Origin of the sequence: Streptomyces sp. S4.7, assembly GCF_010384365.1 — a bacterium.
Lineage (GTDB): Bacteria > Actinomycetota > Actinomycetes > Streptomycetales > Streptomycetaceae > Streptomyces.
On record NZ_CP048397.1, the window covers coordinates 2,039,981 to 2,063,257 of the forward strand.

Here is a 23,277-nt window from a genome sequence, read left to right on the forward strand (position 1 = left end):
CGAGTGTAGGAGCCCGGCGCAGACCGGGGCCCGGCCGCGCGACCTGCCGGGACCCGGCAACCGCCGCCCGCACAACATGGCCGACCCCTGGCCTGACGGGAGAGGCCCCGGACCGCCCATGCTGCCCGCATGGTCCATCTCAAGTACACCGTGGCCGTCGAATCGGTTCCACGACGGTGGTTCGAGCAGGCGGTCGTCACGCTGTACGACCTGGTGGCGGAGACCCGTACCGAGGACGGCCGGCTGCTCCTCGCGGACGGCCGCGAAGTACCGGACGTCCGGCTGGTGCGGGGCGATCATCTGCGCCCGGGCGCGGTGTACGAGGTGGACGACGACGCCCATGTGCGGGTGGAGGAGTGGGACCGGCGTTCGGCGGTGCGCGTCGCCCAGCACGTCACCGACGGCGCGGTGACGGCGGAGATCGAAGCGCTGCTGAAGGGCGTCGAACGCCCCCGGGAGGCCGAATTGCGCGGCTCGCTGAGTTCGGGCGGGACAAGCGGGACGAGCGGACCGACAGGGACGAACCGATGGGCCTCACTGCAACGCGCCACCGGCACTTCGCACATCCGGCTGGACGACTGGTGGGACGCGGCGTCCCAGGAGTGGCCGCCGCAGGGTTCCGGCAAGGAACGGGCCGTAAACCGGCCGGCCTCCCCCTCCGCGCCCGCGCCGCTCGAAGCACGGCTCGACCACCGCCTTGGCCGGGTGACCGTGCGAGCCAGGCCCGGCCAACTGCCGGACGGCCGCTGGGCGATCCGCGTCTCACTGACCGCGCGGGGCCGCTCCCTGCTGCGTCCGTTGACGGCCGTGGCACTGCTCGTCACCGCCCGCGCCCTGCGCCGCCACTTCACCCGCACCCTGGACACGACGGCCGCCCGCTGGAACGACGTCGTCCCCGGCCTCGTGTCCCAGGAGATGCCGCACCTGCGCGAACGGATCCTCACGACGGCACTGGAGACACCGGAGACCAAGGCCGTCCCGCGAGACGCGCTCTAGGTTCTGTCTTCGAACTGGCGTCGTCCGCCCGCAGGGCGGGGCTCACGGCGTCCGGTGCGTGCGATCGCAAGACGGAGGATCGCATCCGTACCAGGCGTACTCGGGCGAGTCCGACAACGCGGCGGGCGTGCGTGCCACCTAGGTTCTACGGGCGCACCGCGACGGACCAGCCGGGGTTGTACGTGCCGGGCACCGGGCGCCCCGGCCACTCCCGTGCCCAGCGCGGCGGATCCGCGCGGCGCAGGATCACCGCGGTAGCGGGCACCGGATCGTCCATACCGGCCGACGCGCAGCCCGCCGTGTACGCGACGGGGATCGCCGAACTGTTCCCCTTGATCAGACACGGCGGCCGCACCCCCTCCTCACGCAGTACCGCACTGATCCGCAGCCAGTCGCCGCGCGCCCGTTCCTGGACGCCCACATGGGTCCGTACCTGCGTGATCTGTACGGCCGCGTGCCCCAGCAGTACGACGGCGAGCCCGACCGCGACCGGGCGCGAGCCACGCGCCCGGTCGGCGACGGCGAGCAGACCGACGGCCGCGGGCAGCACCAGCAGCGCGTAACCGGGCAGGAGGAAACGGGGCGCCGCGTAGGGGACGAGGAAGAGATACGGCACCGACGCGGACGCCGCGACGGCCACCGCGAGCCACATCGGCGCTCTCGGGCACCCGGCACGCCGTGTGGCCCACAGCCCGAGCACGACCAGCAGCGGGAGCAGCAGCCACCATTCGACGACCCCGGAGGCGACGGTGTCGCCCGTACAAGGACGACAGAGCAACGGGCCGTCCAACGCGGTGAGATGAGCCTTCAGTGAAGGAACGGGCCGCATACCGCCCTGGATGTCGCTCGCCTCGGAGAGCCGCCGCACCACACCGCCGAACCGCAGCCACGCCTCCACGACCCACGGCAGCGCGCCCACCCCGACGCCCGCCACCACGGCCGCCGGCCGGGACCGGCCGCGCCACGCGGGCACCACAAGGGGCGCGACAAGCAGCGGAAGGGCCACGGCCACACCGTCGTTGGGCCGCATCAGCGTGACGACGGCCAGCCCGGCGACGATCCCCGCGTACGCACCACGGCCCGGGTCCCGGCGCAGCGAACAGCCGGTGGCGGCGGCAGCGCCCATCGCCGTGTAGTGGTTGGGCATGGCGGAGTTGGCGTAGAAGAGGGCGAACCACAGGCTCCCGAACAGCCCCGCGGCCACCCATACGCCCGCGGGACGCCGCAGCACCCCCAGCCACGGCCGAAACCCCAGATAGAGCGCCCCACCCGCCAGCGTCCCCATCCAGAGCCGCAGAAGCACCACCGAGTCGCTCCACGACGCGACGGGCACGAGCAACAGCGGCACCCCGCGGGTACGCGGCGCGCTGAACGGCACGGCGGGCCCGTACGGACCGAACCTGCTGGCGTAGACGATCTCGTCCCACCCGAGAGGCAACCCGATCGGCACGAGCACCCCGGCGACGACCACAAACCCAAGGCACACCCCACCAAGCCCCCACCGCCCGACCCCGACCGTCCTGCGCCCACCACCCGCCGCGGCACGCGGAACGACACCCCCGACGGACGGCACGACGTCTGTCTCCACGCGCGGCACTCCCCCGCCTCACCCAACGACGCCCCGCGCCGCCACTGTCCCGCCGCACACCGGGGCCGGTGGTCAACCACCCCTGCGGATCACTCCACATACAACGGCACTTCATCCCAACTCGGCCCATTTCCTGCCATCCTGTCATCCGGCAGACGAGGGAAGCTGCTGGGCGGGCGCCGAGAAGATGTGGACTCTGGACGGACGGGTCACGAGAAACGGCCCCTCGTCCTTTGACTGGACGAGAGGCCGATACAGGTCTCACCTGCGGTTTACCACTGGTGGGCGCGGACGGTTTCGAACCGCCGACATTTGCTTTGTAAGAGCAACGCTCTACCCCTGAGCTACGCACCCGTGGATGAGGCATCAGGGTACATGGCGTACTCCCCCCTCTCACAAACGCCCTTCGCAGGCCGGACGCCCGGTCCCAGCCTGGCGGGGTGGTGACGGGGGGATATCCCCACCACGGAGACGGTGGCCGACCGGATCGTTCGGGGGCGCCCGGATTCGTACGCTGATAGCACATCAGCAGGACCAGCCTGGGGGACCGATCACCGTGGACACACGCCGCACACAGCACATCCGCCGCAGCCGTCGCGCTCGCACTCTTGTCGCCGCCGGAGGCGCCGCGCTCGCCGTGGTCGCCGTCAGTGGGTGCGGGAGCGCCGACGCCGACGAGGCGCCGACCGAGAAGCGGTCGTTCGCCTTCAGTGGCAAGACGCTGACCATCGCGTCGGCGAACTCTTCGATCGATCTGGTGCCGGCCGATGTGAAGGACATCGAGGTGACGCGCCAGGTCGACGGCTGGGTCGTACTCGGTTCGGGCCCCGACCCGGTCTGGAAGATGGAGGACGACACCCTCACCCTCAAGGTGAAGTGCGAGGCACTGGTGAACAACTGCGAGTCGCGGCACCGGGTGAAGGTCCCGCGCGGGGTGGCCGTGAAGGTGGAGAACGACAACGGCAGGCTGCGCGCCGACGGCTTCGACACCGCCCTGAACCTCCGCTCCGACAACGGCTCCGTCGACGTACGGAACTCCAGCGGCGCGCTCGATCTGTTCAGCGACAACGGCAGGGTGACGACCGAGGGCGTCTCGTCCAGGTCGGTGCACGCCCGGTCCGACAACGGAGCGGTACGGCTGGAGCTCACCTCCGTACCCGACAAGGTGGACACCTTCAGTGACAACGGGTCCGTCACGATCGACCTGCCGAAGTCCGGCACCAGCTACGCGGTGACCGCCAAGAGCGACAACGGGAGCGTCGATGTGGACGTGCCCACGGACGACGACAGCGCCCACGTGGTGAAGGCCCACAGCGACAACGGCAAAGTCACAGTCCGAAGCGCGAACTAACCGACCCGTGTGTTCGTCCCTTCCTGGTGGGAGAATGAACTGGGCAGGGCGTAATCGGCACGGGAGAGGGATGTGACGGCGACACACGCGCAGCCGCACGCACGAGCGAGGGCGGGTGGCGTCCGTGATGTCGTCATCCTGATGCTGCTGCCGGTGCCGTTGATCGCCGCGACCCTGCCCGGGGCCTTCGCCGGCGGGGGCACACGGCGGTGGTTCGGCGGGCGCGGGGAGAATCAGCGGGCCGATGCGCAGGCCGCCAAGGACGCCGCCGCAGCCGCTTTCTACGAGCTGGACACCGCCCAGCGCGATCTGCGCATCTCCATAGAGACGATCACCGCCGTCGACAGCTCGCCGGGCGCACGGCGGGCCGTGGACGAGTTCGCCGCGCTGGGACGGCGGATCGACGAGGCCAGCAGCGGCTACATCAGCGCCGTCGACGCGCACGACCTCGACCGGGACGATCTCGAACCGTCCGTGGCCTCCACGGCCCGTACGGCGCTGACCAGGGCCAAGGACGAGCTCGTCCGGGTCAAGGGTGAGCTCGACCGCTTCGAGCGCGGGCTCGGCCCGCTGCTGGACAAGGCGGAGACACAGCTCGCACGGCTGGCGCCCGCCGTGGAGCGGGCGCGGCAGACCCTGCTCGCCGCGAGCAACGCCCTCGACGCGGTGCGCGGCACCGGGCTGCGGGCCGACGACCTCGCGGCGCGGCTCGCGACGCTCGGCCCGGAGCTGACCAAGCTCAATCAGGGCGCGGGCCAGCACGGCGTGGCCGAGACCATTCAGCGCGCCGACCGGGTGCTGCGGGACGCCGAGGCCGTACGGGCCGAGGCCGAGCGGCTGCCCGAGCGCGCGGCGGAGATCGACCGGCGGCTGGTGTCGCTGCGTACGCGCGCCCAGGCCCTGACCACGCGCTCCGGCACCGTGGAGCCCGTGCTGAGCGAGCTGCGGCGCCGCTTCAGCGCCGCCTGCTGGCAGGATCTCCAGCCCGTGGCCGGTCAGGCGGCGACCTCCGTGCACCAGGCGGAGGAGAAGCTGAAGGAGGCCGCCAAGGCGCGCGAGGAGCAGCGCTGGCCGGACGCGACGGCTCTGCTCAGCACGGTCCGCGCGCTGCTGAACTCCACCGACGAGGCCGTCTCGGCCGCCGGTGACCGGCTTCAGCGGCTCAATGCCGTCTCGAAGGACCCGCAGCAGGAGATCGACCGGACGCGGTTCGCCGTGCGGGACGCCCAGCGGCTGGCGATGGCGGGCCGCAACACGCCCGAGCCCCGGCACGCGCGCCCGCTGGACGACGCCGTGGCACGGCTGGACCGCGCCGTGGCCGGGCTGGAGGGCCGGCATCCCGACTGGTGGCACTTCCTGACGGAGACCGAAGCGGTGCGCAACACGGTGACCCGCGTGGTCGGCGAGATCCGCGACGAGCGGGGCGCCGGGGCCTGACCGGCTCCGAACCCCCACACCTTGCCCGATTTGTCCCCTGGTCGTGCCGGACGGATCCTTGAGGTACGCAGAGAGCGCACAGGTGTGCACCGGCTGAAGGGGGCCGCTCGTGTCCGGTTCAGAGACCCGTTCCCACCCCGCACGGCAACACCGGCGGGGGGTCATGCTTGACGAGCATCTGCCCGTCGACCACCGTCTGAGCCGGGTGTACCGCGTCGGTGCGGGGCTGATCGGCCTGGTGCTGCTCGTGTTCGGCATCCTCGGGCTGACCGACCAGATCGGTGTCTTCGACACCGGCAGCCACACCACCGCCGGTCTGAACACCAACGGCGCGCTGAGTGTCCTGTCCTTCTGTGTCGGCGCCCTGCTCTTCGTCGGTATGCTGATCGGCAAGAACTTCGCGTCGACGCTGAACATGGTCCTCGGCGTGCTCTTCATCCTCAGCGGCTTCGTCAATCTCGCGCTGCTCGACAGTTCGTTCAACCCCCTCGCCTTCCGCATCCAGAACGTGTTGTTCAGCTTCGTGGTGGGCGTGATGCTCATGTTCTTCGGCATGTACGGGAGAGTCAGCGGCGGCCTGCCGCACGACAATCCGTACTGGCGGGCCCGTCACCCGACCCAGGTCGAGGACGAGCGGCGCGGCCGGACCGCGGCCGGTCAGCGTGCGGTCCATGCCCACCGCGCTGTCACCTCCCACCGGCACGGTGCGCACCGGCCGGCCGGATAACCTGGCCCCATGCCTCGCTACGAGTACCGCTGCCGCCCCTGCGACACGACCTTCGAACTCAGCCGCCCGATGGCGGAGTCGTCGGCCTCGGCGACCTGCCCCGCCGGCCACCAGGACACCGTGAAGCTGCTGTCCACCGTCGCCGTGGGCGGCTCGGCGAAGGGCTCCCCCGCCCCCTCGGCGGGCGGCGGAGGCGGCTGCTGCGGTGGGGGCTGCTGCTCCTAGGACGAGTCGGCGGAGCCGTCGACCCTTCGCTGGTCGGGGGACGCTAGGTGTTCAGATAACGCAGCACGGCGAGGACCCGGCGGCTGTAGCCGCCCGTCCCGCTGATCTCCAGCTTGTCGAAGATCGCGTTGCAGTGTTTCTCGACGGCACTCACCGAAATGTACAGACGCCGCGCGATCGCCGTGTTGGTGTGCCCCTGGGCCATCTCGGCAAGCACTTCCCGCTCACGCTCGGTGAGCCGCGACAGCGGATCCGTACGGTTGGAGCGGGCCAGCAACTGCCGTACGACCTCCGGGTCGAATGCCGCCCGGCCCGCCGCCACCCGCTCCAACGCGTCGAGGAACTCGTCCACTTGGACCACCCGGTCCTTCAGGAGATAACCGACGCCTTCCGAATCGCCGGTCAGCAACTCCGTCGCGTAGCGCTTCTCCACATACTGGGAGAGGACCAGCACCCCCACCGCCGGCCAGCGCTTACGGATCTCCAGCGCGGCCCGCAGCCCCTCGTCGGTGTGTGAGGGCGGCATCCGAACGTCTGCCACCACCACATCCGGCTGGTCATGGGCGACGACGGCCAGCAGCGTCTCCGCGTCGGCGACCGCGTCCACCACCTCGTGCCCCTCCTCGGAGAGCAACCGCACCAGGCCCTCCCTCAGCAACGTCGAATCCTCGGCCAGGACTACTCGCATGGAATCTCCGCGGTGATGGTGGTGGGGCCGCCGGGCGGACTGTCGACCCGCAGGATCCCGTCGAGGGCCTCGACACGGCGGGCAAGCCCGAACAGACCGCTGCCCGACGCGTCGGCGCCGCCCTTGCCGTCGTCCGTCACCCGTATTCGCAGCGTGCGGGTGTCCTCGTCGACTCTCACGTCGATACTCGCCGCCCCTGAGTGCTTGACCGCGTTGGTGACGCTTTCGGAGACGACGAAGTAGGCGACGGTCGCGGCCGCTTTCGGTGGTTCACTCCCGAGCCGGCAGCGCAGCCGCACCGGCAGCGGGCACCGTTCGGCGACCGTCTCCAGCGCCGCTCGGAGCCCTGCCTCGTCCAGCACCGTCGGATAGACGCGCCAGGCCACCTCACGCAGCTCGCTGAGAACCTGACCGGCCTGTTCATGGGCCTGCCTCAGCAGGTCGTCCGCGTGTCGAGCGTCGCTGCTGCGCCGGGCACGGCCCAGCAGCATTCCGAGCGCCACCAGCCCCTGCTGCACTCCGTCGTGCAGGTCCCGCTCGATACGACGGCGCTCGTCATGGACCACGTCCACGACTCCCGCACGGCTGACGGCGAGCTGTTCTATACGCCGCTCCAACTCCTCCTGCTGGCTGGGGCCGAGGAAGTGCCTGGCCAATTTCCCTTCGAGAGCGGCGACTTCGAAGAATCCCCGCGACGTGAGGAAGAGCAGGAACAGACCGCCGAAAGTGCCGAGCGCGAGCTCGTCCGGATTCTTGAGATCCGTTATCGCCCAGGCGTAGACGAAAAAAGTGCCGTAGCCGACACCGACCACCGCGGCCAACACCACGACCACGCCGAACAACCCGAGCGCCCAGCGGGTCGCGAGATACCACAGCGCGTTGGCCGGCTCATAGCTGGCGGACACCCGCTCGCCGAGCATCGTGCGCAGCCGGTGTCGCTCCAGGTCGACCAGTCTCCGCGCTCCGGCCGCCACCGGCCTCATGACCGCGCGACGCCCGCGCGGCCATGCGCGCACGAGGAGCAGAGCCGTACCCGCGAGCAGCGAGAAAGCCAGCTCGACCACCGCCGTGGAGCCGCCCATGGCGAGTCCTGTCCCGAGTCGCGCCCCTCGACGCACCGCTGTGTTCACGATCAACAACGCTAGCGGGAAGCATGTGACGGCACACTGCGGGAAACCTCAGTAATCCGCACGGTTCGCCTCAATGTGCTTGTCTGAGCAGGCATCTAGCGTGGGAGTCATGATCGGAACCAGCCCGGAGCAATGGGTCAACACGTTGATGGACACGCTCGGAGCGCCGGGCGCGGGCATAGCCATTGCCCTGGAGAATCTGTTCCCTCCCCTGCCCAGCGAGGTGATCCTGCCGCTCGCCGGCTTCGCGGCCAGCACCGGCAAGATGAATCTGATCGCGGCCCTGCTGTGGACGACCGCGGGCTCGGTCGTGGGCGCGCTCGCCCTGTACGGGTTGGGTGCGTGGCTCGGCCGGGAGCGGATGATCGCTCTCGCTGCCAAGGTGCCGCTGGTCAAGGCAGAAGACATAGAGAAGACCGAGGACTGGTTCAACCGGCACGGCAAGAAGGCGGTCTTCTTCGGCCGGATGGTTCCCGTCTTCCGCAGTCTGATCTCCGTGCCCGCGGGCGTCGAGAAAATGCCTCGGCCCGTCTTCCTCTGTCTGACCACGCTAGGGAGCGCGATATGGAACACCGCGTTCATCATGGCCGGATATGCGCTGGGCGAGAACTGGAAGGAGGTGAGCGGCTATGTCTCGACCTATTCGAAGCTGGTGTTGGGCGTCGCGCTGCTCGTGCTCCTGGCCTGGGTGGTCAAGCGGGTGGTCAAGTCCCGGAAGGAGCAGCGGCAAGACTGATCCGCCGCAGCATCTCCTCCCCGGCGGTCACCCCGGTCTCGGTCAGTTTCTCCACATGCGGGGCGCTCCAACCGGTGTCGGCAAGTTCCCCGTGGCCGGGGCGCCAACCACGATCGGCCGCGAGGAGCAGGTCGGCGTCGAGGAGCGAATCCCCGGCGGCCAGGACCACTTCGGTACCGGCCCTCCGGGCCACCTCACGCACGGCGGCGCTCTTGGTCAGCGGACGGGGTACGGCGTAGATCTTCCGGCCCTGGAGGGAGACCGCCCAGCCGCGGCCGTCGGCCCACTCGGAGAGCTCCTTCACCCAGCCCTCGGGCAGGCGTGCGCGGTCGACCACGAGATACGCGAAAAGGTCCTCGGCGACCCGCTCTTTGAGCAGCCAGGCGGGGTCGGCCGTGGAGCGAAGGTGTTCCCTGACTTCCTTCAGGGGTGCGCAGCTCGCGGCGAGGCGGTCCTTCACCTGGGTGTGCCAGGTGGGGTCGGACTCACCGTCGACGAGCAGATGACCACCGTTGGCGCAGATCGCGAACCGAGCGGCGGGTCCGGGCAGATGGATACGGGAGTACTGCTCGCGGGTGCGTGTCGTGGTGGGTACGAAGACCGTGTCGCGGGCGAGGTCTTCGAGGAGCCGGGCGGCGGTCTCCGTCATGTAGGACAGGGGGCGGCGCTCGTAGAGTTCGACACAGAGCAGGCGGGGGGCCTTCGTATCCGGCACGGAGAGCTGGAGAGCGGCGGCCGAATAGATGAGCGTGCGGTCGAGGTCGCTGGCGACCAGGGTCGCCGAGGAGGTGGTCGCGTTCACGAGGTGGCCACCGCCGTGCCGTCCGCGCCCGTGGCGCCTCTGGTGAAGCGGGGGTGGATCAACCCGACGCAGGTGTAGGGAAGTCCGTCGACTTCTTCCACGGGTACGCCTCGCTGCTGGGCGAGCAGTCGCACATGGTCGAGGTCGGCTCCCGCACCGCGTTTGGCGAGGATCTTCCAGGGGACGCGGCGCAGGAGAACGCGGGTGGCCTCGCCTACGCCGGGTTTGACGAGGTTCACATCGTGGATGCCGTACTCCTCGCTGATCCGCTCGACGGCGGCCCAGCCTTCCCAGGTGGGTGCGCGGTCGGTGGAGAGGAGTTCCTTGACCTCGGTGTCCACCGCGTCCGTGACGTCGTCGAATCGGGCGGCGACGGTGTCCAGGAAGTAGCCGGACACGTCGGCGTCCGCGAGTTCGCGGTAGTGCTTCGCCCCGTGGAAGTCGTCGGGTCCGACGAGGTCCGCGCGCAGGACGGTGCGGGAGACGAGGCCGGAGACGGTGGAGTTGAGGCAGGCGGAAGGGATGAGGAAGTCCTCACGGGTGCCGTAGGTCCGTACGCAGCCGCCGGGGTCGGCGAGTACCGCGATCTCGGGGTGGAAGTCGTCGAACTCGCTCAGTGCGTCGGCGAGTTCGCGGGTGATGGCGCCCTTGCCGGTCCAGCCGTCGACGAAGACGATGTCGGCGGGGTTGTGATGGGCGGCGAGCCAGCGGATGGCGTTGGTGTCGATGCCACGGCCGCGCACGATCGAGATGGCGTAGTGCGGCAGATCGAGACCGTGCCGGTGTTGGGCCCAGCGGCGCATCAGAACGCCCACGGGTGTGCCCGCTCGGGCGAGTGAGACCAGGACGGGCAGTGCCTGCGTGGCTTCCACCGAGGTGGGTTCGTCGTAGCGCTGCGGGTGCTCGGCCAGGACGGTCTCGGTGACGGTGCCGACAGCACGGGCGATGCGGGCGGCGGAGGTATCGAGCGCGGACCGGAAGAGTTCCTGGTACTGGGCGCTGGGCTGGTACTCGACGGGCAGTGACTCCGCGTAGTGGGCGCCTCCGCTCTGGATAGCCTCTTCGCGCTCCTCGGTCGGGGCCTCCAGTTTCACGTCGGACAGGTCCTGGAGGAGCCAGCCGACGTCGTCGGCGGCGTACGAGGAGAAGGCGGGGCCACGGAGTGGGGCGGGCAGCATGGAAGGTTCCTGCCGGTCGGTGACGCGCGAGGGAGCGGGGAGGTACGAGGGAACGACGGCGAGCACGACACGCGGGACATGAGCGGCGAGCTGCGCCAGCAGACCGCCGGGGGCGTGCAGCTCCGGCGAGTCAGCCAGGGAGTCGACGACCGTGACGACGGCGTCGAAGCCACCGCCGGCGACGTTGTAGGCGTACCGGTCGCCCGTGCCCTCGCCGGCCGGGAAGGCGGCAGTGTCGTGGGCCGGGAAGACGAGACGGCTGCGTATCGCATAGCCGGGGGCGTCCACGGCGAGGACGGGCGAGCGGGTCGTGGTCGAGTAGCGGACCTCGATGTCGGTGACGGACCGCTCCAGCTCCAGGGCGAGGCGCAGGGGCGCGTACATCAGCTCCTCGAAGCCGAGGACGAGGACACGTCGGGCGTCTCCGAGCTCCTTGGCGAGCTCGGCCGCCATGCCGGGCGCGGCAGCCTCCAGGCGCGTGCGGTGGGCGGGTGTGAAGCCGTGACGCCCGCCGTCGGGCAGCCCTGCGGGCCAGCCGAGCGACACACGCACGATGTCGCCGTCCGCCGTCTCGGGAGGGGAGGCGGGTGCGGGGGTGGTGGGGAGGGGAGGGGGCTGGGGGGAGGGGGAGGGGGCCCCCACCCCGACCCCAGCTCCGGAGCCGGCGCCCGTACCCGTACCGATGCCGGCGCTCGTGCCTCCACCCGTGCCCGTACCGACGCCGGCGGACGACGACATCGTGCCCGTGCCCGTGTCCGTCGGCGAACCGGCGTCGTGCTCTGCCACCAGGGCCTGGCCACGGGCCAGGACGCCTTCCGGGAGGGTGACCGTGCCCGAGGCCATCGCCACCAGGTCGACGCGGGCGCCGATGTCCTGGGCGAATTCCGCGAGCCGGCCCTGGTCGGCGGCCGTGCGCATGTCGACGAGGGCCACGATCACGTACCACCGTCGCGGGTAGCGGGCGTGCAGGGCGCGGATGGTGTTGAGGACCGTGTTCCCTGTGGAGAACTCGTCGTCCACGAGGACCAGCGGACCGTCGCCCGCCAGCAGCTCCGGGTCCTCGGGCAGCAGCAGATGCGAGGTGGCGTGTGAGTGGGACTCCTCGAAGCCGCCCGCGGTGGCCACACCGGGCACGGGCCGCCGGGTGGAGTGCAGATAGGGGGCACGTGCGACGCCGTCGGCCACCGAGTGGCCGAGTCCGGTCGCGGTCTCCGCGTAGCCGAGGATCACGGTCTGCTCGACGGCGTCACCGAGCAGGTCCCGGACGCGTTCGCCGAGGGCGACGCCGGCGCCGTGGACGACGGAGGGCCGCTGCGGGACGTGTTTGCCGAGGACGTTCGAGACCAGGAGGTGGGCACGCTTGGGGTTGCGGCGCAGGGCCAGGCCCAGCAGCTCGCGCAGTTCGTCCCCGCCAACGAGCTCTATGCCGAGCCGTTCGGCGACCCATGACCCCGACCACACCACGTCGACGTTCTCCTCTGCCTTCTCGGTTCCGTACTCGGTTTCGTTCCGTCTCCCGCTCCCGCTCCCGGTACCGCTCACTCCACCAGCCCGGCGGCCAGCAGCTCAACGAAGCCGATGTCCTCCTTGGCGACGCCGAAGACCTCGGCGCGCTGCATGGTGCGTTCTGCCCAGGCGCGGTGGGGCTTCACCTCGTTCATCTTGTTCGTGTAAGAGGAGCGCAGTACGCCTCCCCCGCCCCGCTCCGGCCGCAGGATGTCCCTCGCGTCGCTGAACTCCTCGTGGCTGACGACCGACAGCGCGTGCACGGGCATGACGTGCGAGGGGTGGATGCAAGTCTTGCCCATGAGCCCGTTGGTCTGGTCGAGCTGGATCTCGCGGAGCAGTCCGTCCAGGTCGTGCTCGATGAGCGCGGTGCGCAGTTCCTCGGCCCGCCCTTCGAGGAAGGGGCTGCGGCGCAGCTGCGGTTTGAACATCCGCTCGTGGAGTCGGAAGTACTCCCACACGGGGCCGGTGATGGTGAAGCCGGTGCCGTCGGCGCGGCCGAGGACGTTCACGACATCCGCGATGACGGCGGAGACGATGCGTACGTCGTACGCGGTCATGTCGGGTGACCGGCGGAGCCCGTACGCGGAGCAGAAGTCGGTGACGCCGAGCCGCAGGGCCAGTACCCGCTCCCGGTATTTGTCGACGGTGCGGGCGATGCCGGTGAGGGTGTCGGCGCGGGTCTCCAGATGGAGCAGTTCGGGCGATTCGAGTACGGGCATGGCGAAGAGGCGCTGCCCGCTCTCATGTTCGGCTGAAATCAGTGCTTCGAGGAAGGGGACTCCGCGCTCCTCGGTGAATTTGGGGAGTACGAATCCGGACAGCATGTGAGCGGCGGGGCCGAGCCTGTGTACGAGGTCGGGTATCTGGTCCGGTTCACGGACGCGGACGAACAGCAGGGGCACCTCCGCGCCACGCCGGTCGAGGTCGGCGAACTGCCTGATGAGGTTCTCCTCGGCCCATGGGACCTCGGAGTCGTCGATGCTGTCCTCCAGGCACAGCACCATCGAGACGACGCCTCGCCCGGCCAGCTTGACCACGTCGTCCGCCAGCCGGGACCTGGTGGCGGGGCTGTAGAGGGTGGCTCCGAGGGCCGCCGAGAGCATGCGGGCAGGAGAGACGGCGGTGAACTCGCCGGGCTCCTGGTGGAACAACCCCCGCCGGGCAGTGGGCGGAATATGCCCGAAGTGACGCATTTACATCCCCCGTACTGCCACGGTCGTCGCGTTGACATGTGGCCGGTAATAGTACGTATGGACGGGAGTCAAGAGTTCCACGCGTGCATGAATTTCAGGTAACTCGTCCACTTCTCGCCCCTGTCTCACCCCCCTCTCGTCGCCGTGTCCCTGCTATCCACCATGCCCCCACGTTGTCCGCGCGGCCTGCGGGAAGGCAGGATGACCGGCATGACGCACGCGATGGTGAAGGGCTCGAACGTTCCCCTCGACGCCATGGCCGTAAGGGCCGTGCTGCGCTGGACGCCGGGGCCGGGGGTTCCTGACGTGGATGCGTCGGCGTTGCTGCTGGGGCCGGAGGGGCGTGTGCGCTCCGACGAGGACTTCGTCTTCTACAACCAGCCGCGCCATCCGTCGGGCGTGGTCAGGCGGCTGCCGAAGAAGCAGGTGCCTGAGGGGCTCACCGACACTGTCGAGGCGGATCTCGCCGCCCTCGACCCGAGCGTCGACCAGGTGGTCCTCGCGGCGTCGTCGGACGGGGCGAGTTTCCAGCACGTGCACGACCTGCGGATCCTGCTGTACGACGCGGGCCAGGCCGACGGCGACCCGCTGGCTGTCTTCGACGTACGCCCGGAGACGGGCGAGGAGACCGCTGTCATCTGTGGTGAGCTCTACCGGCGTGGGAGCGGCTGGAAGTTCCGGGCCGTGGGGCAGGGGTATCCGACCGGGCTGATCGGGTTGGCGACGGCTTTCGGCATTCTGGTCGACGAGACGGAAGGGGCCGACGGCCCCGGGGCGGAAGGGGTGACCGCCCAGCTTCCCGGCGGTCCGGCGCTGGTGCAGGACGGGCATCAGGCAGCGCCTTCGGCGCCCGCGCAGCAGCCTCCCTCGCCGGCCCAGCCGCAGGGGCAGTCCGGCTACGGGTTTCCGCAGCCCGCCGCCCCGCCGGCCTACGGGTATCCGCAGCCCGCCGCCCCGCCGGCCTACGGGTATCCGCAGCCGGCGTCGGCGCAGCCCGCTTACGGTTACCCGCACGCACCCGCCCCGGATCCTCAGCCGCCAGTGGTGCCACCGGCTCCGCAGGGCGCGCCGGCTTACGGCTACCCGCAGCCGGCCGCCGCGGCCGCTCCCGCGCCGGACCCGAATTTCCGGCTGCCGCCGATGGGGCCGCAGTTCGTACGGCCGTAGTAGTCAGGGGCCCGGCGCCGGGCGGCCCACCGTAAGGAGCGGGGCCCGGGGCCACTGGATCCCCCGTACCGAGCACGCGCCGGGGGTCCCGCACGTCGGCCGAACCCGCGCCGCCGGTCCCGCGCCGGGTTCCGGCCCCGGGAGCGGACCTGCTCCGGGTCCCGGTCCCGGCCCTCTCCCGGCCACACCGCTCCTCCGGCCCTCTCCCCCGCCCCCTCACGTCTTCGTCTTGTAGCCCCGTCCCCACTGGAGCCCCCACCCGTACAGCCGGTCCAGTTCGGCCTGGAAGCCGTAGACGAACTTCACCTCGCGCCGCACCACCAGCTCGCCCTTGACCGTCTCCATCGAGAACACCGCGCAGGACCGGGCCTGCGGGGCTCGCTCGTCCAGTTCGATCTCGACCCGCGGGCCGTTGCTCGGGTAGAGCGTGACGTTTGCGTGCGTCCGGTCGAAGGCGGGGGTGCGGTCGTAGATGTAGACGAAGACGAGCAGTCGTTTGATCTCTTCACGGTGGTCGAGGTTGATGAATATCGTCTCGCCGGAGGGGGCGCCGAAGCGGTCGTCGCCGCTGAGCTTGATGTACGGCGCCTCGTTCAGGCTGCCGAAGAATCCACCGAGCGGCTGCACCACGCCCTTGGTGCCGTCGGCCAGTTCGTACATGCACCCGATGTCGAGGTCGACGTTGACCACACCCAGGGTGTGGGCCTGCACGACGTCGGGCTTGAAGAGTTTGAAGGGGTGGCGCAGCAGTCCGCCGCCCTGCCTCGACCGGCCCTCGATGTCCGAAGTGCGCATCCGCCACGACAGGTTGACCCGTAGGTTCCCGGTGGCGGCGCCCTGCTTGGTGAGTGAGACCGCCGGATTGCGCTTGGTCAGCTCGATCGAGTTCGTCGAGGCGCTCCCCGAATCGAATTGCGCGGCATTGCTTCGCCACAGATTGTCCCAGAAGGCCATCCCCGACCCACCCCCACCATTTCCCACTCGTCGGACGCCCTACAGGACGTCCCGCGGGACGCCGTACAGAACGTGAACAGCGGGGCAACCGGAAGGCTTCCGCCTCAGGTCGCCCCGCTCAGAGCGTTCCCGCTATCACCGCCTGGTCACACCCCGGAGGGAGACTCAGACATGGACTGTTGTCTTGTCTTGCGAATCCTCGCCACCTTCAGCCGCAACTCGCTTGTTGCGGACCACCGATGACCAGAAGGACGCACCGATCAGCAGGAGACCGACGAGGCCGGTGATGATCTCGCTGATCTCGTGCTCGATGGTGATGAGCAGGATCGCGGCGAGCGCGCCGATCGCGTAGTGGGCGCCGTGCTCCAGGTAGACGTAGTCGTCGAGGGTGCCCTGGCGGACGAGGTAGACGGTGAGCGACCTGACGTACATCGCGCCGATACCGAGGCCGAGTGCCATCCAGAAGATGTGGTTCGTGATGGCGAAGGCGCCGATGACTCCGTCGAACGAGAAGGAGGCGTCGAGGACTTCGAGGTAGAGGAAGAGGAAGAACGCGGCCTTGCCGGCCAGGCCGACGGCCGAGACCTGCTTGCCTTCGGCCTTGGCCTTCTCCTCCTCCTCGTGTTCGCGCTCCTCTTCCTCTTCGAGTTTGTTCTCGAAGAAGCTGGAGAGTCCGTTGACGGCGAGATAGGTGATCAGACCCGCGACACCGGACAGCAGTACGGTGGCGGACTTGTCCGCGTACCCGGTGCTGGTGTGCGCGTTGGTGGCGAACGTCATGGCCGTGATGAGCAGGACGATCAGCGCGACGCAGACCGACAGCATGTCGACCTTGCCGAGCTTGGACAGCGGGCGCTCCAGCCAGCCGAGCCACTTGTGGTCACGCTCGTCGAAGATGAAGTCCAGGAAGATCATCAACAGGAACATGCCACCGAACGCGGCGATCGCCGGGTGGGCGTCCGTTACCAGTGCCTCGTACTGTTCGGGCTTGTCCAGCGCCAACTGGACGGCCTCGATGGGACCGACCTTGGCACTGATCGCCACGATGGCGACGGGGAAGACCAGCCGCATTCCGAACACGGCGATCAGGATTCCGATGGTGAGGAAGATCTTCTGCCAGAAGGCATTCATCTTCTTCAAGATCCCGGCATTGACAACGGCGTTGTCGAACGACAGGGAGATCTCAAGGATCGACAGGATCAGTACGATCCCGAACGCCTCCCACCCCCACTGCCAGGCCGCGAAGGCAAGGCCGGCCGCCGTGATGGCGAACGACCAGCCGAAGGTTTTCAGGATCACTGCCTACCCCATTTGGTGTCTAACGGGTTTTCCCCCGCGCGAGTACTGCTTTACGAAACGTTGACCCCGAAGTCTAGAGCGATGCCGCGCAGGCCCGACGCGTACCCCTGCCCCACGGCCCGGAACTTCCACTCGCCCCCGTAGCGGTAGAGCTCGCCGAAGATCATCGCGGTCTCCGTCGACGCGTCCTCGGTGAGGTCGTACCGGGCCAACTCCTGGCCGTCCGCCTGGTTGACGACGCGGATGAAGGCGTTGCTCACCTGGCCGAAGGTCTGGCCGCGGGCGTCGGCGTCATGGATCGACACCGGGAAGATGATCTTGTCGACGTTCGCGGGTACGTTGGGGAGGTTGACCAGGAGGGACTCGTCGTCGCCGTCGCCCTCACCGGTCAGGTTGTCCCCGGTGTGCTCGACGGAGCCGTCGGGGCTGGTGAGGTTGTTGTAGAAGATGAACCACTCGTCGCCGAGTACCCGCCCTGACTGGCAGAGCAGAGCGCTGGCGTCGAGGTCGAACGGCGCTCCGGTGGTGGAGCGCGCGTCCCAGCCGAGACCGATCAACACCTGGGTGAGGTTCGGTGCGGCCTTGGAGAGGGAGACATTGCCCCCCTTGGCGAGTGTGACGCCCATGATGGTGAAGTCCTCCCCGAGGTGACGTGATGCCGGGCCCGGCGCGCCTGACGCCGTACCCGTGGTGCGTGTACGCGGTGCTCGTGATGCGCGTACGTGTTACTGGTCTTGCGCGTACGTGGTGCTCGTACGTGGGTGCCGGTGGTGCGTGTACGTGGTGCCGACGGGCCCCAGCACCCCCAGCACGGTGAGGCGCGTCCGGCGCCGCACTGGGATGTGCGGCGCCGGACGGTCGGACCAGCGGCTCAGACGTTGACGCCGAAGTCCTGCGCGATGCCACGCAGGCCAGAGGCATACCCCTGTCCGATGGCGCGGAACTTCCACTCGGCGCCGTTTCGGTAAAGCTCTCCGAAGACCATGGCGGTCTCGCTCGAAGCGTCCTCGGTCAGGTCGTACCGCGCCAGTTCGTTGTTGTCCGCCTGGTTGACGACGCGGATGAACGCGTTGCGCACCTGGCCGAAGGACTGCTGGCGGGTCTCGGCCTCGTAGATCGAGACCGGGAACACGATCTTGTCGACGTCCGCGGGGACCGCGGCGAGGTTGACCTTGATCGCCTCGTCGTCGCCCTCGCCCTCACCGGTGGTGTTGTCGCCGGTGTGCTCGACGGAGCCGTCGGGGCTCTTGAGGTTGTTGAAGAAGACGAAGTTCCCGTCGCCCGTGACCTTGCCCTCGGCGTTCGTCAGCAGGGCGCTGGCGTCGAGGTCGAAGTCGTTTCCGGTGGTCGTGCGGACGTCCCAGCCCAGACCCACGGTGACCGCGGTCAGGTTGGGCGCGGCCTTGGTCAGCGAGACGTTGCCGCCCTTGCTGAGGCTGACTCCCACGAGTCCTCCCTTGATGAGTTTCACAGGGGCGGGCGTCCTCGGCCCCGGCCGCTTCGGCAGCCGTCGCCGCGTCGCACGCGCCCCCTGGTGCAATTGGCATCGGATCAACGAGTGGATCCTAGTGACCGGTTCCCGCCCCTTGTGCGGTTTACGTGGTACAACCCCGTTCCTGCAAGGCTTTTCGCACGAGATCGTGACCGCGAGTGGCGAGTTGTCGTCACAGAGCAGCGAGAGCCTTGACGTACTCGTCGAGATCACGTGCGTCCGGCAGCCCGTTGACGACCGACCAGCGCACCACGCCCCGCTTGTCGATGACGAAGGTGCCGCGCAGCGCGCAGCCCTTCTCCTCGTCGAAGATCCCGTACGCCCGTGAGGTCTCGCCGTGCGGCCAGAAGTCCGACAGCAGCGGGAACTCCAGGTCTTCCTGCTCGGCGAAGATCCGCAGGGTGTGGATGGAGTCGGTGGAGACGGCGAGCAGCTGGGTGTCGTCGTTGACGAAGGAGGGCAGTTGGTCGCGCAGTGCGTGGAGCTCGCCGGTGCACACGCCGGTGAAGGCGAACGGGTAGAAGACCAGCACCACGTTCCTGCCGTCGCCGTCGCTGTCCTGAGCGCCGTCGACGCCGCCGTCCGGGCCGCCGACGACGCCCCCGTCGGCGCCCTGGCCGCCGCGCAGGTCGAAGAGGCGTACGGTCCGCCCGTGGTTGTCCTTCAGGGCGAAGTCGGGCGCCTGGCTGCCGACGGGAATCCCCTTCGGCGCCGGCGCCTTCCGTGCCGTCCCTGTCATCGTCATGCCCCCTCGTCGCCCGCCCGCTCCGTGAATCGCACCGCCCCGCCGAACCATCCGGCCCCGCCACCCTACGCAAGGGCCCCCGGCGGCGGATGCCGACGGGGGCCGTCAGTGCGTGGGAGGCTTGCGAGGCAGGTCTGCCGGGCCGCCGCTTCGGCTTTCGCGCTCGGATGCGGCGCCCGTTCTCAGCGCTTCGACTTCGCCGCCTTGGGCGTGACCAGCCGGCTGCCCGTCCAGTCCTTGCCGGCGTTGATGCTCTTGGTCTGCGCCAGGCCGGCGGTCTGGGCGGCCTCGTTGATGTCGCTGGGCTCGACGTAGTTGTCACGGCCGGTCTTGGGCGTCAGCAGCCAGACCGCCCCGCCTTCGTCGATCAGACCGATGGCGTCCACCAGCGCGTCCGTCAGGTCGCCGTCGTCGTCGCGGAACCACAGAACGACGGCGTCGGCCACGTCCTCGTAGTCCTCGTCGACGAGCTCCTGGCCGATGACGGCCTCGATGGACTCACGGAGCTCCTGCTCGACGTCTTCGTCGTAGCCGATCTCCTGGACCACCTGTCCGGGTTCGAACCCAAGCCTCGCGGCAACGTTGGTTCGTTCCTCCGCGTGGTCCGCGGTCGCGCTCACGGATTGCCTCCTGATCATGTTTTGGAAAATGCTTCAGCCACGCGCGTACGCGGGGCGCTGGCCGTAGTCCACACGGGCCGGGCGGATCGCGCAAGTACCCGACGACCGAGACCGCCGAAACGGGTACGTTCCGGGCTGCTTCATCGCATCTCCTGACACCCCGATAACACTGGACGTGATGCCTGCCAGAAGTTTCCTCCCTCTTTGTCATCCTACGCGGCTTCAATACGTCATTCGGGTCCGAACGGCCGAACGAAACGCATAGTCGCCTTGGGCGTAAGATTGCGGTTTGGCCGGACCCGGAACAACCGCGGACGACCATGCGGGGGACGGGATCTCCCGGAATTGGTCGCAGTGTGAGGGTTACCCCTCGGTAGAGGTGACGTTTCCGTCGCCGCGGTACACGATGGATACGCCGTACGGCCCGCTCCCCGTGCCCGTTCCCTGGCGGCAGAAGAGGCAAGCTCCACCGACAGCAGATGTACTCGCAGGACCCACAGGCGTGCCCAGCGTGATGAGGTGACCGGTCGGACGGCCGGCCCGGACGCGGGGCGCGACACGACCCGAACAGCGAAGGAAAAGTGTGGCTTCCGGATCCGATCGCAACCCGATCATCATTGGCGGCCTTCCCAGCCAGGTCCCGGACTTTGATCCCGAGGAGACCCGGGAGTGGCTCGACTCGCTCGATGCCGCCGTCGACGAACGGGGGCGTGAGCGCGCCCGCTATCTGATGCTCCGCCTGATCGAGCGCGCGCGCGAGAAGCGCGTGGCCGTGCCCGAGATGCGCAGCACCGACTACGTCAACACCATCGCCACCAAGGACGAGCCGTTCTTCCCCGGCAACGAGGAGATCGAGCGGAAGGTCCTCAACGCGACCCGCTGGAACGCCGCGGTGATGGTCTCCCGCGCGCAGCGCCCCGGGATCGGCGTCGGCGGTCATATCGCCACCTTCGCGTCCTCCGCCTCCCTGTACGACGTGGGCTTCAACCACTTCTTCCGGGGCAAGGACGGCGGTGACGGCGGCGACCAGATCTTCTTCCAGGGGCACGCGTCCCCGGGTATCTACGCCCGCGCCTTCCTGCTGGACCGGCTGAGTGAGGCGCAGCTCGACGCCTTCCGTCAGGAGAAGTCGAAGGCGCCGGACGGGCTGTCCAGCTATCCGCATCCGCGGCTGATGCCGGACTTCTGGGAGTTCCCGACGGTGTCGATGGGGCTCGGTCCGCTGGGCGCGATCTACCAGGCGCGGATGAACCGCTACATGGAGGCGCGCGGGATCGCGGACACGTCGCGGTCGCATGTGTGGGCGTATCTGGGCGACGGTGAGATGGACGAGCCGGAGTCGCTGGGTCAGCTGTCGATCGCGGCCCGTGAGGGTCTGGACAATCTGACGTTCGTCGTCAACTGCAACCTTCAGCGGCTCGACGGTCCGGTACGCGGCAACGGCAAGATCATCCAGGAGCTGGAGTCGCAGTTCCGGGGTGCGGGCTGGAATGTCATCAAGCTGGTCTGGGACCGGTCGTGGGACCCGCTGCTGGCGCAGGACCGGGACGGTGTGCTGGTCAACCGGTTGAACACGACGCCGGACGGTCAGTTCCAGACGTACGCGACGGAGACCGGCGCGTACATCCGTGAGCACTTCTTCGGTGACGACCAGCGGCTGCGCGCGATGGTCGAGGGCATGTCGGACGAGCAGATCCTGCATCTGGGCCGTGGTGGTCACGACCACAAGAAGGTGTACGCGGCGTACGCGGCGGCGAAGGCGCACAAGGGCCAGCCGACGGTGATCCTCGCGCAGACGGTGAAGGGCTGGACGCTGGGTCCGAACTTCGAGGGCCGTAACGCGACGCATCAGATGAAGAAGCTGACCGTCGCCGATCTGAAGGGCTTCCGCGACCGGCTGCACCTGCCGATCACGGACCGGGAGCTGGAGGACGGGCAGCCGCCGTACTACCACCCGGGCCGGGACTCTGAAGAGATCCAGTACATGCACGACCGCCGCAAGGGTCTGGACGGTTATGTGCCGACCCGTGTGGTGCGGTCGAAGCCGCTGGCCCTGCCGGGCGACAAGACGTACGCGGCGGCGAAGAAGGGGTCGGGTCAGCAGTCGATCGCCACCACGATGGCGTTCGTGCGGGTGCTGAAGGACCTCATGCGGGACAAGGAGATCGGCAAGCGTTTCGTGCTGATCGCGCCGGACGAGTACCGCACGTTCGGCATGGACGCGTTCTTCCCGAGTGCGAAGATCTACAACCCGCTGGGGCAGCAGTACGAGTCGGTCGACCGTGAGCTGCTGCTGGCGTACAAGGAGTCGCCGACCGGGCAGATGCTGCACGACGGCATCTCGGAGGCGGGCTGTACGGCGTCGCTGATCGCGGCGGGTTCGGCGTACGCGACGCACGGCGAGCCGCTGATCCCGGTGTACGTCTTCTACTCGATGTTCGGTTTCCAGCGGACCGGCGACCAGTTCTGGCAGATGGCGGACCAGTTGGCGCGCGGTTTCGTTCTGGGCGCGACCGCGGGTCGTACGACTCTGACCGGTGAGGGTCTTCAGCACGCGGACGGGCACTCGCAGTTGCTCGCCTCGACGAACCCGGGCTGTGTCAGTTACGACCCGGCGTTCGGCTACGAGATCGCGCACATCATGGAGGACGGGCTGCGCCGGATGTACGGGCAGCCGCATCCGGGCGAGGACCCGGACGTCTTCTACTACCTGACGGTCTACAACGAGCCGATCCAGCACCCGGCCGAGCCGGCGGACGTGGACGTCGAGGGCATCCTCAAGGGTGTCTACCGCTTCAAGCGGGGCGAGAGCGGCTCGATCCCGGCGCAGATCATGGCGTCCGGTGTGGCCGTGCCGTGGGCCGTCGAGGCGCAGCGGATCCTCGCCGAGCAGTGGGACGTGCGCGCGGACGTCTGGTCGGCGACGTCGTGGAACGAGCTGCGGCGTGAGGCCGTCGACGTGGAGCGGTACAACCTGCTCCACCCGGAGGAGGAGCAGCGTGTTCCGTACGTGACGCGCAAACTGTCGGGTGCCGAGGGCCCGTTCGTCGCGGTGTCGGACTGGATGCGTGCCGTGCCGGACCAGATCTCGCGCTGGGTGCCGGGGACGTACCAGTCGCTGGGTGCGGACGGTTTCGGTTTCGCGGACACGCGTGGCGCGGCGCGCCGGTTCTTCCACATCGACGCGGAGTCGATCGCCCTGACGGTACTCACGGAGCTCGCCAGGGAGGGCAAGGTGGACCGCTCGTTGCTGAAGCAGGCCGTGGACCGCTACCAGTTGCTGGACGTGGCGGCGGCGGACCCGGGCGCCGCGGGCGGCGACGCGTAGGGCTGTGGATGATCGGTGGCCGGTTCCGTGGTTACGGGACCGGCCACCGCTCGTTGGGGCGCGGTCGAGGAGCGCGGCGCTGTGGCGGTTCCGGCCGGTCGTCGCGTTGCCT

Annotated in this window: 20 protein-coding genes and 1 tRNA gene; 8 read left to right on the plus strand and 13 right to left on the minus strand. The window is 69.1% G+C overall.

Annotated features, from left to right (window positions below):
• Positions 1–129: 129 nt before the first annotated feature.
• Positions 130–996 (plus strand): hypothetical protein, encoded by an 867-nt coding sequence (locus SSPS47_RS08995; RefSeq protein WP_164250095.1) that lies wholly within the window; start codon positions 130–132, stop codon positions 994–996.
• A 145-nt stretch (positions 997–1,141) separates the two neighbouring features.
• Here the strand turns inward: SSPS47_RS08995 and SSPS47_RS09000 are convergent, their stop codons facing one another.
• Positions 1,142–2,467, minus strand: a complete 1,326-nt coding sequence (locus tag SSPS47_RS09000; protein ID WP_239064821.1) for a hypothetical protein — start codon at positions 2,465–2,467, stop codon at positions 1,142–1,144.
• Between the two features lie 396 nt (positions 2,468–2,863).
• A tRNA-Val gene (locus SSPS47_RS09005) sits at positions 2,864–2,938 on the minus strand.
• 202 nt (positions 2,939–3,140) lie between these two features.
• Between SSPS47_RS09005 and SSPS47_RS09010 the strand changes: the two genes are divergently transcribed.
• From SSPS47_RS09010 to SSPS47_RS09025, 4 genes are all read left to right on the plus strand, one after another.
• Positions 3,141–3,935: a DUF4097 family beta strand repeat-containing protein gene (locus tag SSPS47_RS09010; RefSeq protein WP_239064822.1), complete on the plus strand. Its 795-nt coding sequence runs from the start codon at positions 3,141–3,143 to the stop codon at positions 3,933–3,935.
• Between the two features lie 72 nt (positions 3,936–4,007).
• Positions 4,008–5,372 carry a hypothetical protein gene (locus tag SSPS47_RS09015; RefSeq protein ID WP_164250099.1) on the plus strand — a complete coding sequence of 455 codons (1,365 nt, stop codon included), beginning with the start codon at positions 4,008–4,010 and terminating at the stop codon, positions 5,370–5,372.
• Positions 5,373–5,535: 163 nt separating this feature from the next.
• On the plus strand, positions 5,536–6,099 hold the full coding sequence (locus tag SSPS47_RS09020; protein ID WP_164250101.1) for a DUF4383 domain-containing protein: 564 nt from the start codon (positions 5,536–5,538) through the stop codon (positions 6,097–6,099).
• Positions 6,100–6,108: 9 nt separating this feature from the next.
• Positions 6,109–6,324 (plus strand): zinc ribbon domain-containing protein, encoded by a 216-nt coding sequence (locus SSPS47_RS09025; protein WP_164250103.1) that lies wholly within the window; start codon positions 6,109–6,111, stop codon positions 6,322–6,324.
• Between the two features lie 43 nt (positions 6,325–6,367).
• Here SSPS47_RS09025 and SSPS47_RS09030 read toward each other — a convergent pair whose 3' ends face one another.
• Together SSPS47_RS09030 and SSPS47_RS09035 are read right to left on the minus strand one after the other, a co-directional pair.
• The gene (locus tag SSPS47_RS09030) at positions 6,368–7,012 is read right to left on the minus strand and encodes a response regulator transcription factor (protein WP_164250105.1); all 645 of its coding nucleotides are present in this window, start codon (positions 7,010–7,012) and stop codon (positions 6,368–6,370) included.
• A complete protein-coding gene (locus tag SSPS47_RS09035) occupies positions 7,003–8,094 on the minus strand; it encodes a histidine kinase (protein ID WP_164250107.1) in 1,092 nt (363 codons plus the stop codon). The genes SSPS47_RS09030 and SSPS47_RS09035 overlap by 10 nt, the downstream gene beginning before the upstream one ends.
• A 157-nt stretch (positions 8,095–8,251) precedes the next feature.
• On the opposite strand from SSPS47_RS09035, the gene SSPS47_RS09040 reads away from it, so the two are divergent.
• On the plus strand, positions 8,252–8,878 hold the full coding sequence (locus SSPS47_RS09040) for a DedA family protein (protein ID WP_164250108.1): 627 nt from the start codon (positions 8,252–8,254) through the stop codon (positions 8,876–8,878).
• Here SSPS47_RS09040 and SSPS47_RS09045 read toward each other — a convergent pair.
• The 3 genes from SSPS47_RS09045 to SSPS47_RS09055 all read right to left on the minus strand — a co-directional run bounded on the left by SSPS47_RS09045 (position 8,847) and on the right by SSPS47_RS09055 (position 13,560).
• Entirely contained in the window at positions 8,847–9,680 is an 834-nt protein-coding gene (locus SSPS47_RS09045) for an HAD family hydrolase (protein WP_164250110.1), read from the minus strand. The genes SSPS47_RS09040 and SSPS47_RS09045 overlap by 32 nt on opposite strands.
• Positions 9,677–12,322 (minus strand): phosphoribosyltransferase, encoded by a 2,646-nt coding sequence (locus SSPS47_RS09050; RefSeq protein WP_164250112.1) that lies wholly within the window; start codon positions 12,320–12,322, stop codon positions 9,677–9,679. The genes SSPS47_RS09045 and SSPS47_RS09050 overlap by 4 nt, the downstream gene beginning before the upstream one ends.
• A 74-nt stretch (positions 12,323–12,396) precedes the next feature.
• Entirely contained in the window at positions 12,397–13,560 is a 1,164-nt protein-coding gene (locus tag SSPS47_RS09055; RefSeq protein WP_164250114.1) for an HpcH/HpaI aldolase/citrate lyase family protein, read from the minus strand.
• Between the two features lie 201 nt (positions 13,561–13,761).
• Here SSPS47_RS09055 and SSPS47_RS09060 point away from each other — a divergent pair, with 201 nt between their 5' ends.
• Positions 13,762–14,727, plus strand: a complete 966-nt coding sequence (locus tag SSPS47_RS09060) for a TerD family protein (RefSeq protein WP_164250116.1) — start codon at positions 13,762–13,764, stop codon at positions 14,725–14,727.
• A gap of 216 nt (positions 14,728–14,943) precedes the next feature.
• Here SSPS47_RS09060 and SSPS47_RS09065 read toward each other — a convergent pair whose 3' ends face one another.
• From SSPS47_RS09065 to SSPS47_RS09090, 6 genes are all read right to left on the minus strand, one after another.
• Positions 14,944–15,681, minus strand: a complete 738-nt coding sequence (locus SSPS47_RS09065) for a Tellurium resistance (protein WP_147872901.1) — start codon at positions 15,679–15,681, stop codon at positions 14,944–14,946.
• A 165-nt stretch (positions 15,682–15,846) separates the two neighbouring features.
• Positions 15,847–16,980, minus strand: coding sequence for a DUF475 domain-containing protein (locus tag SSPS47_RS09070; protein ID WP_164250118.1), 1,134 nt, complete (start codon positions 16,978–16,980; stop codon positions 15,847–15,849).
• A 50-nt stretch (positions 16,981–17,030) separates the two neighbouring features.
• Positions 17,031–17,606: a TerD family protein gene (locus SSPS47_RS09075; RefSeq protein ID WP_147872903.1), complete on the minus strand. Its 576-nt coding sequence runs from the start codon at positions 17,604–17,606 to the stop codon at positions 17,031–17,033.
• Between the two features lie 245 nt (positions 17,607–17,851).
• Positions 17,852–18,427 carry a TerD family protein gene (locus tag SSPS47_RS09080; protein ID WP_164250120.1) on the minus strand — a complete coding sequence of 192 codons (576 nt, stop codon included), beginning with the start codon at positions 18,425–18,427 and terminating at the stop codon, positions 17,852–17,854.
• A 217-nt stretch (positions 18,428–18,644) separates the two neighbouring features.
• A complete protein-coding gene (locus SSPS47_RS09085; protein WP_164254462.1) occupies positions 18,645–19,211 on the minus strand; it encodes a peroxiredoxin in 567 nt (188 codons plus the stop codon).
• A 188-nt stretch (positions 19,212–19,399) separates the two neighbouring features.
• Positions 19,400–19,837: a DUF3052 domain-containing protein gene (locus SSPS47_RS09090; protein ID WP_164250122.1), complete on the minus strand. Its 438-nt coding sequence runs from the start codon at positions 19,835–19,837 to the stop codon at positions 19,400–19,402.
• A 583-nt stretch (positions 19,838–20,420) separates the two neighbouring features.
• On the opposite strand from SSPS47_RS09090, the gene aceE reads away from it, so the two are divergent.
• Positions 20,421–23,165, plus strand: coding sequence for a pyruvate dehydrogenase (acetyl-transferring), homodimeric type (gene aceE, locus SSPS47_RS09095; RefSeq protein ID WP_164250123.1), 2,745 nt, complete (start codon positions 20,421–20,423; stop codon positions 23,163–23,165).
• The last annotated feature ends 112 nt before the right edge of the window (positions 23,166–23,277 follow it).

What these genes read in the sequence shown, in the direction of transcription:
- SSPS47_RS08995 (WP_164250095.1), top strand. Translation starts at nt 130, where the DNA reads ATGGTCCATCTCAAGTACACCGTGGCCGTCGAATCGGTTCCACGACGG.
- SSPS47_RS09020 (WP_164250101.1), top strand. Translation starts at nt 5,536, where the DNA reads ATGCTTGACGAGCATCTGCCCGTCGACCACCGTCTGAGCCGGGTGTAC.
- SSPS47_RS09025 (WP_164250103.1), top strand. Translation starts at nt 6,109, where the DNA reads ATGCCTCGCTACGAGTACCGCTGCCGCCCCTGCGACACGACCTTCGAA.
- SSPS47_RS09030 (WP_164250105.1), bottom strand. Translation starts at nt 7,012, where the DNA reads ATGCGAGTAGTCCTGGCCGAGGATTCGACGTTGCTGAGGGAGGGCCTG.
- SSPS47_RS09035 (WP_164250107.1), bottom strand. Translation starts at nt 8,094, where the DNA reads ATGGGCGGCTCCACGGCGGTGGTCGAGCTGGCTTTCTCGCTGCTCGCG.
- SSPS47_RS09040 (WP_164250108.1), top strand. Translation starts at nt 8,252, where the DNA reads ATGATCGGAACCAGCCCGGAGCAATGGGTCAACACGTTGATGGACACG.
- SSPS47_RS09055 (WP_164250114.1), bottom strand. Translation starts at nt 13,560, where the DNA reads ATGCGTCACTTCGGGCATATTCCGCCCACTGCCCGGCGGGGGTTGTTC.
- SSPS47_RS09060 (WP_164250116.1), top strand. Translation starts at nt 13,762, where the DNA reads ATGACCGGCATGACGCACGCGATGGTGAAGGGCTCGAACGTTCCCCTC.
- SSPS47_RS09065 (WP_147872901.1), bottom strand. Translation starts at nt 15,681, where the DNA reads ATGGCCTTCTGGGACAATCTGTGGCGAAGCAATGCCGCGCAATTCGAT.
- SSPS47_RS09075 (WP_147872903.1), bottom strand. Translation starts at nt 17,606, where the DNA reads ATGGGCGTCACACTCGCCAAGGGGGGCAATGTCTCCCTCTCCAAGGCC.
- SSPS47_RS09085 (WP_164254462.1), bottom strand. Translation starts at nt 19,211, where the DNA reads ATGACAGGGACGGCACGGAAGGCGCCGGCGCCGAAGGGGATTCCCGTC.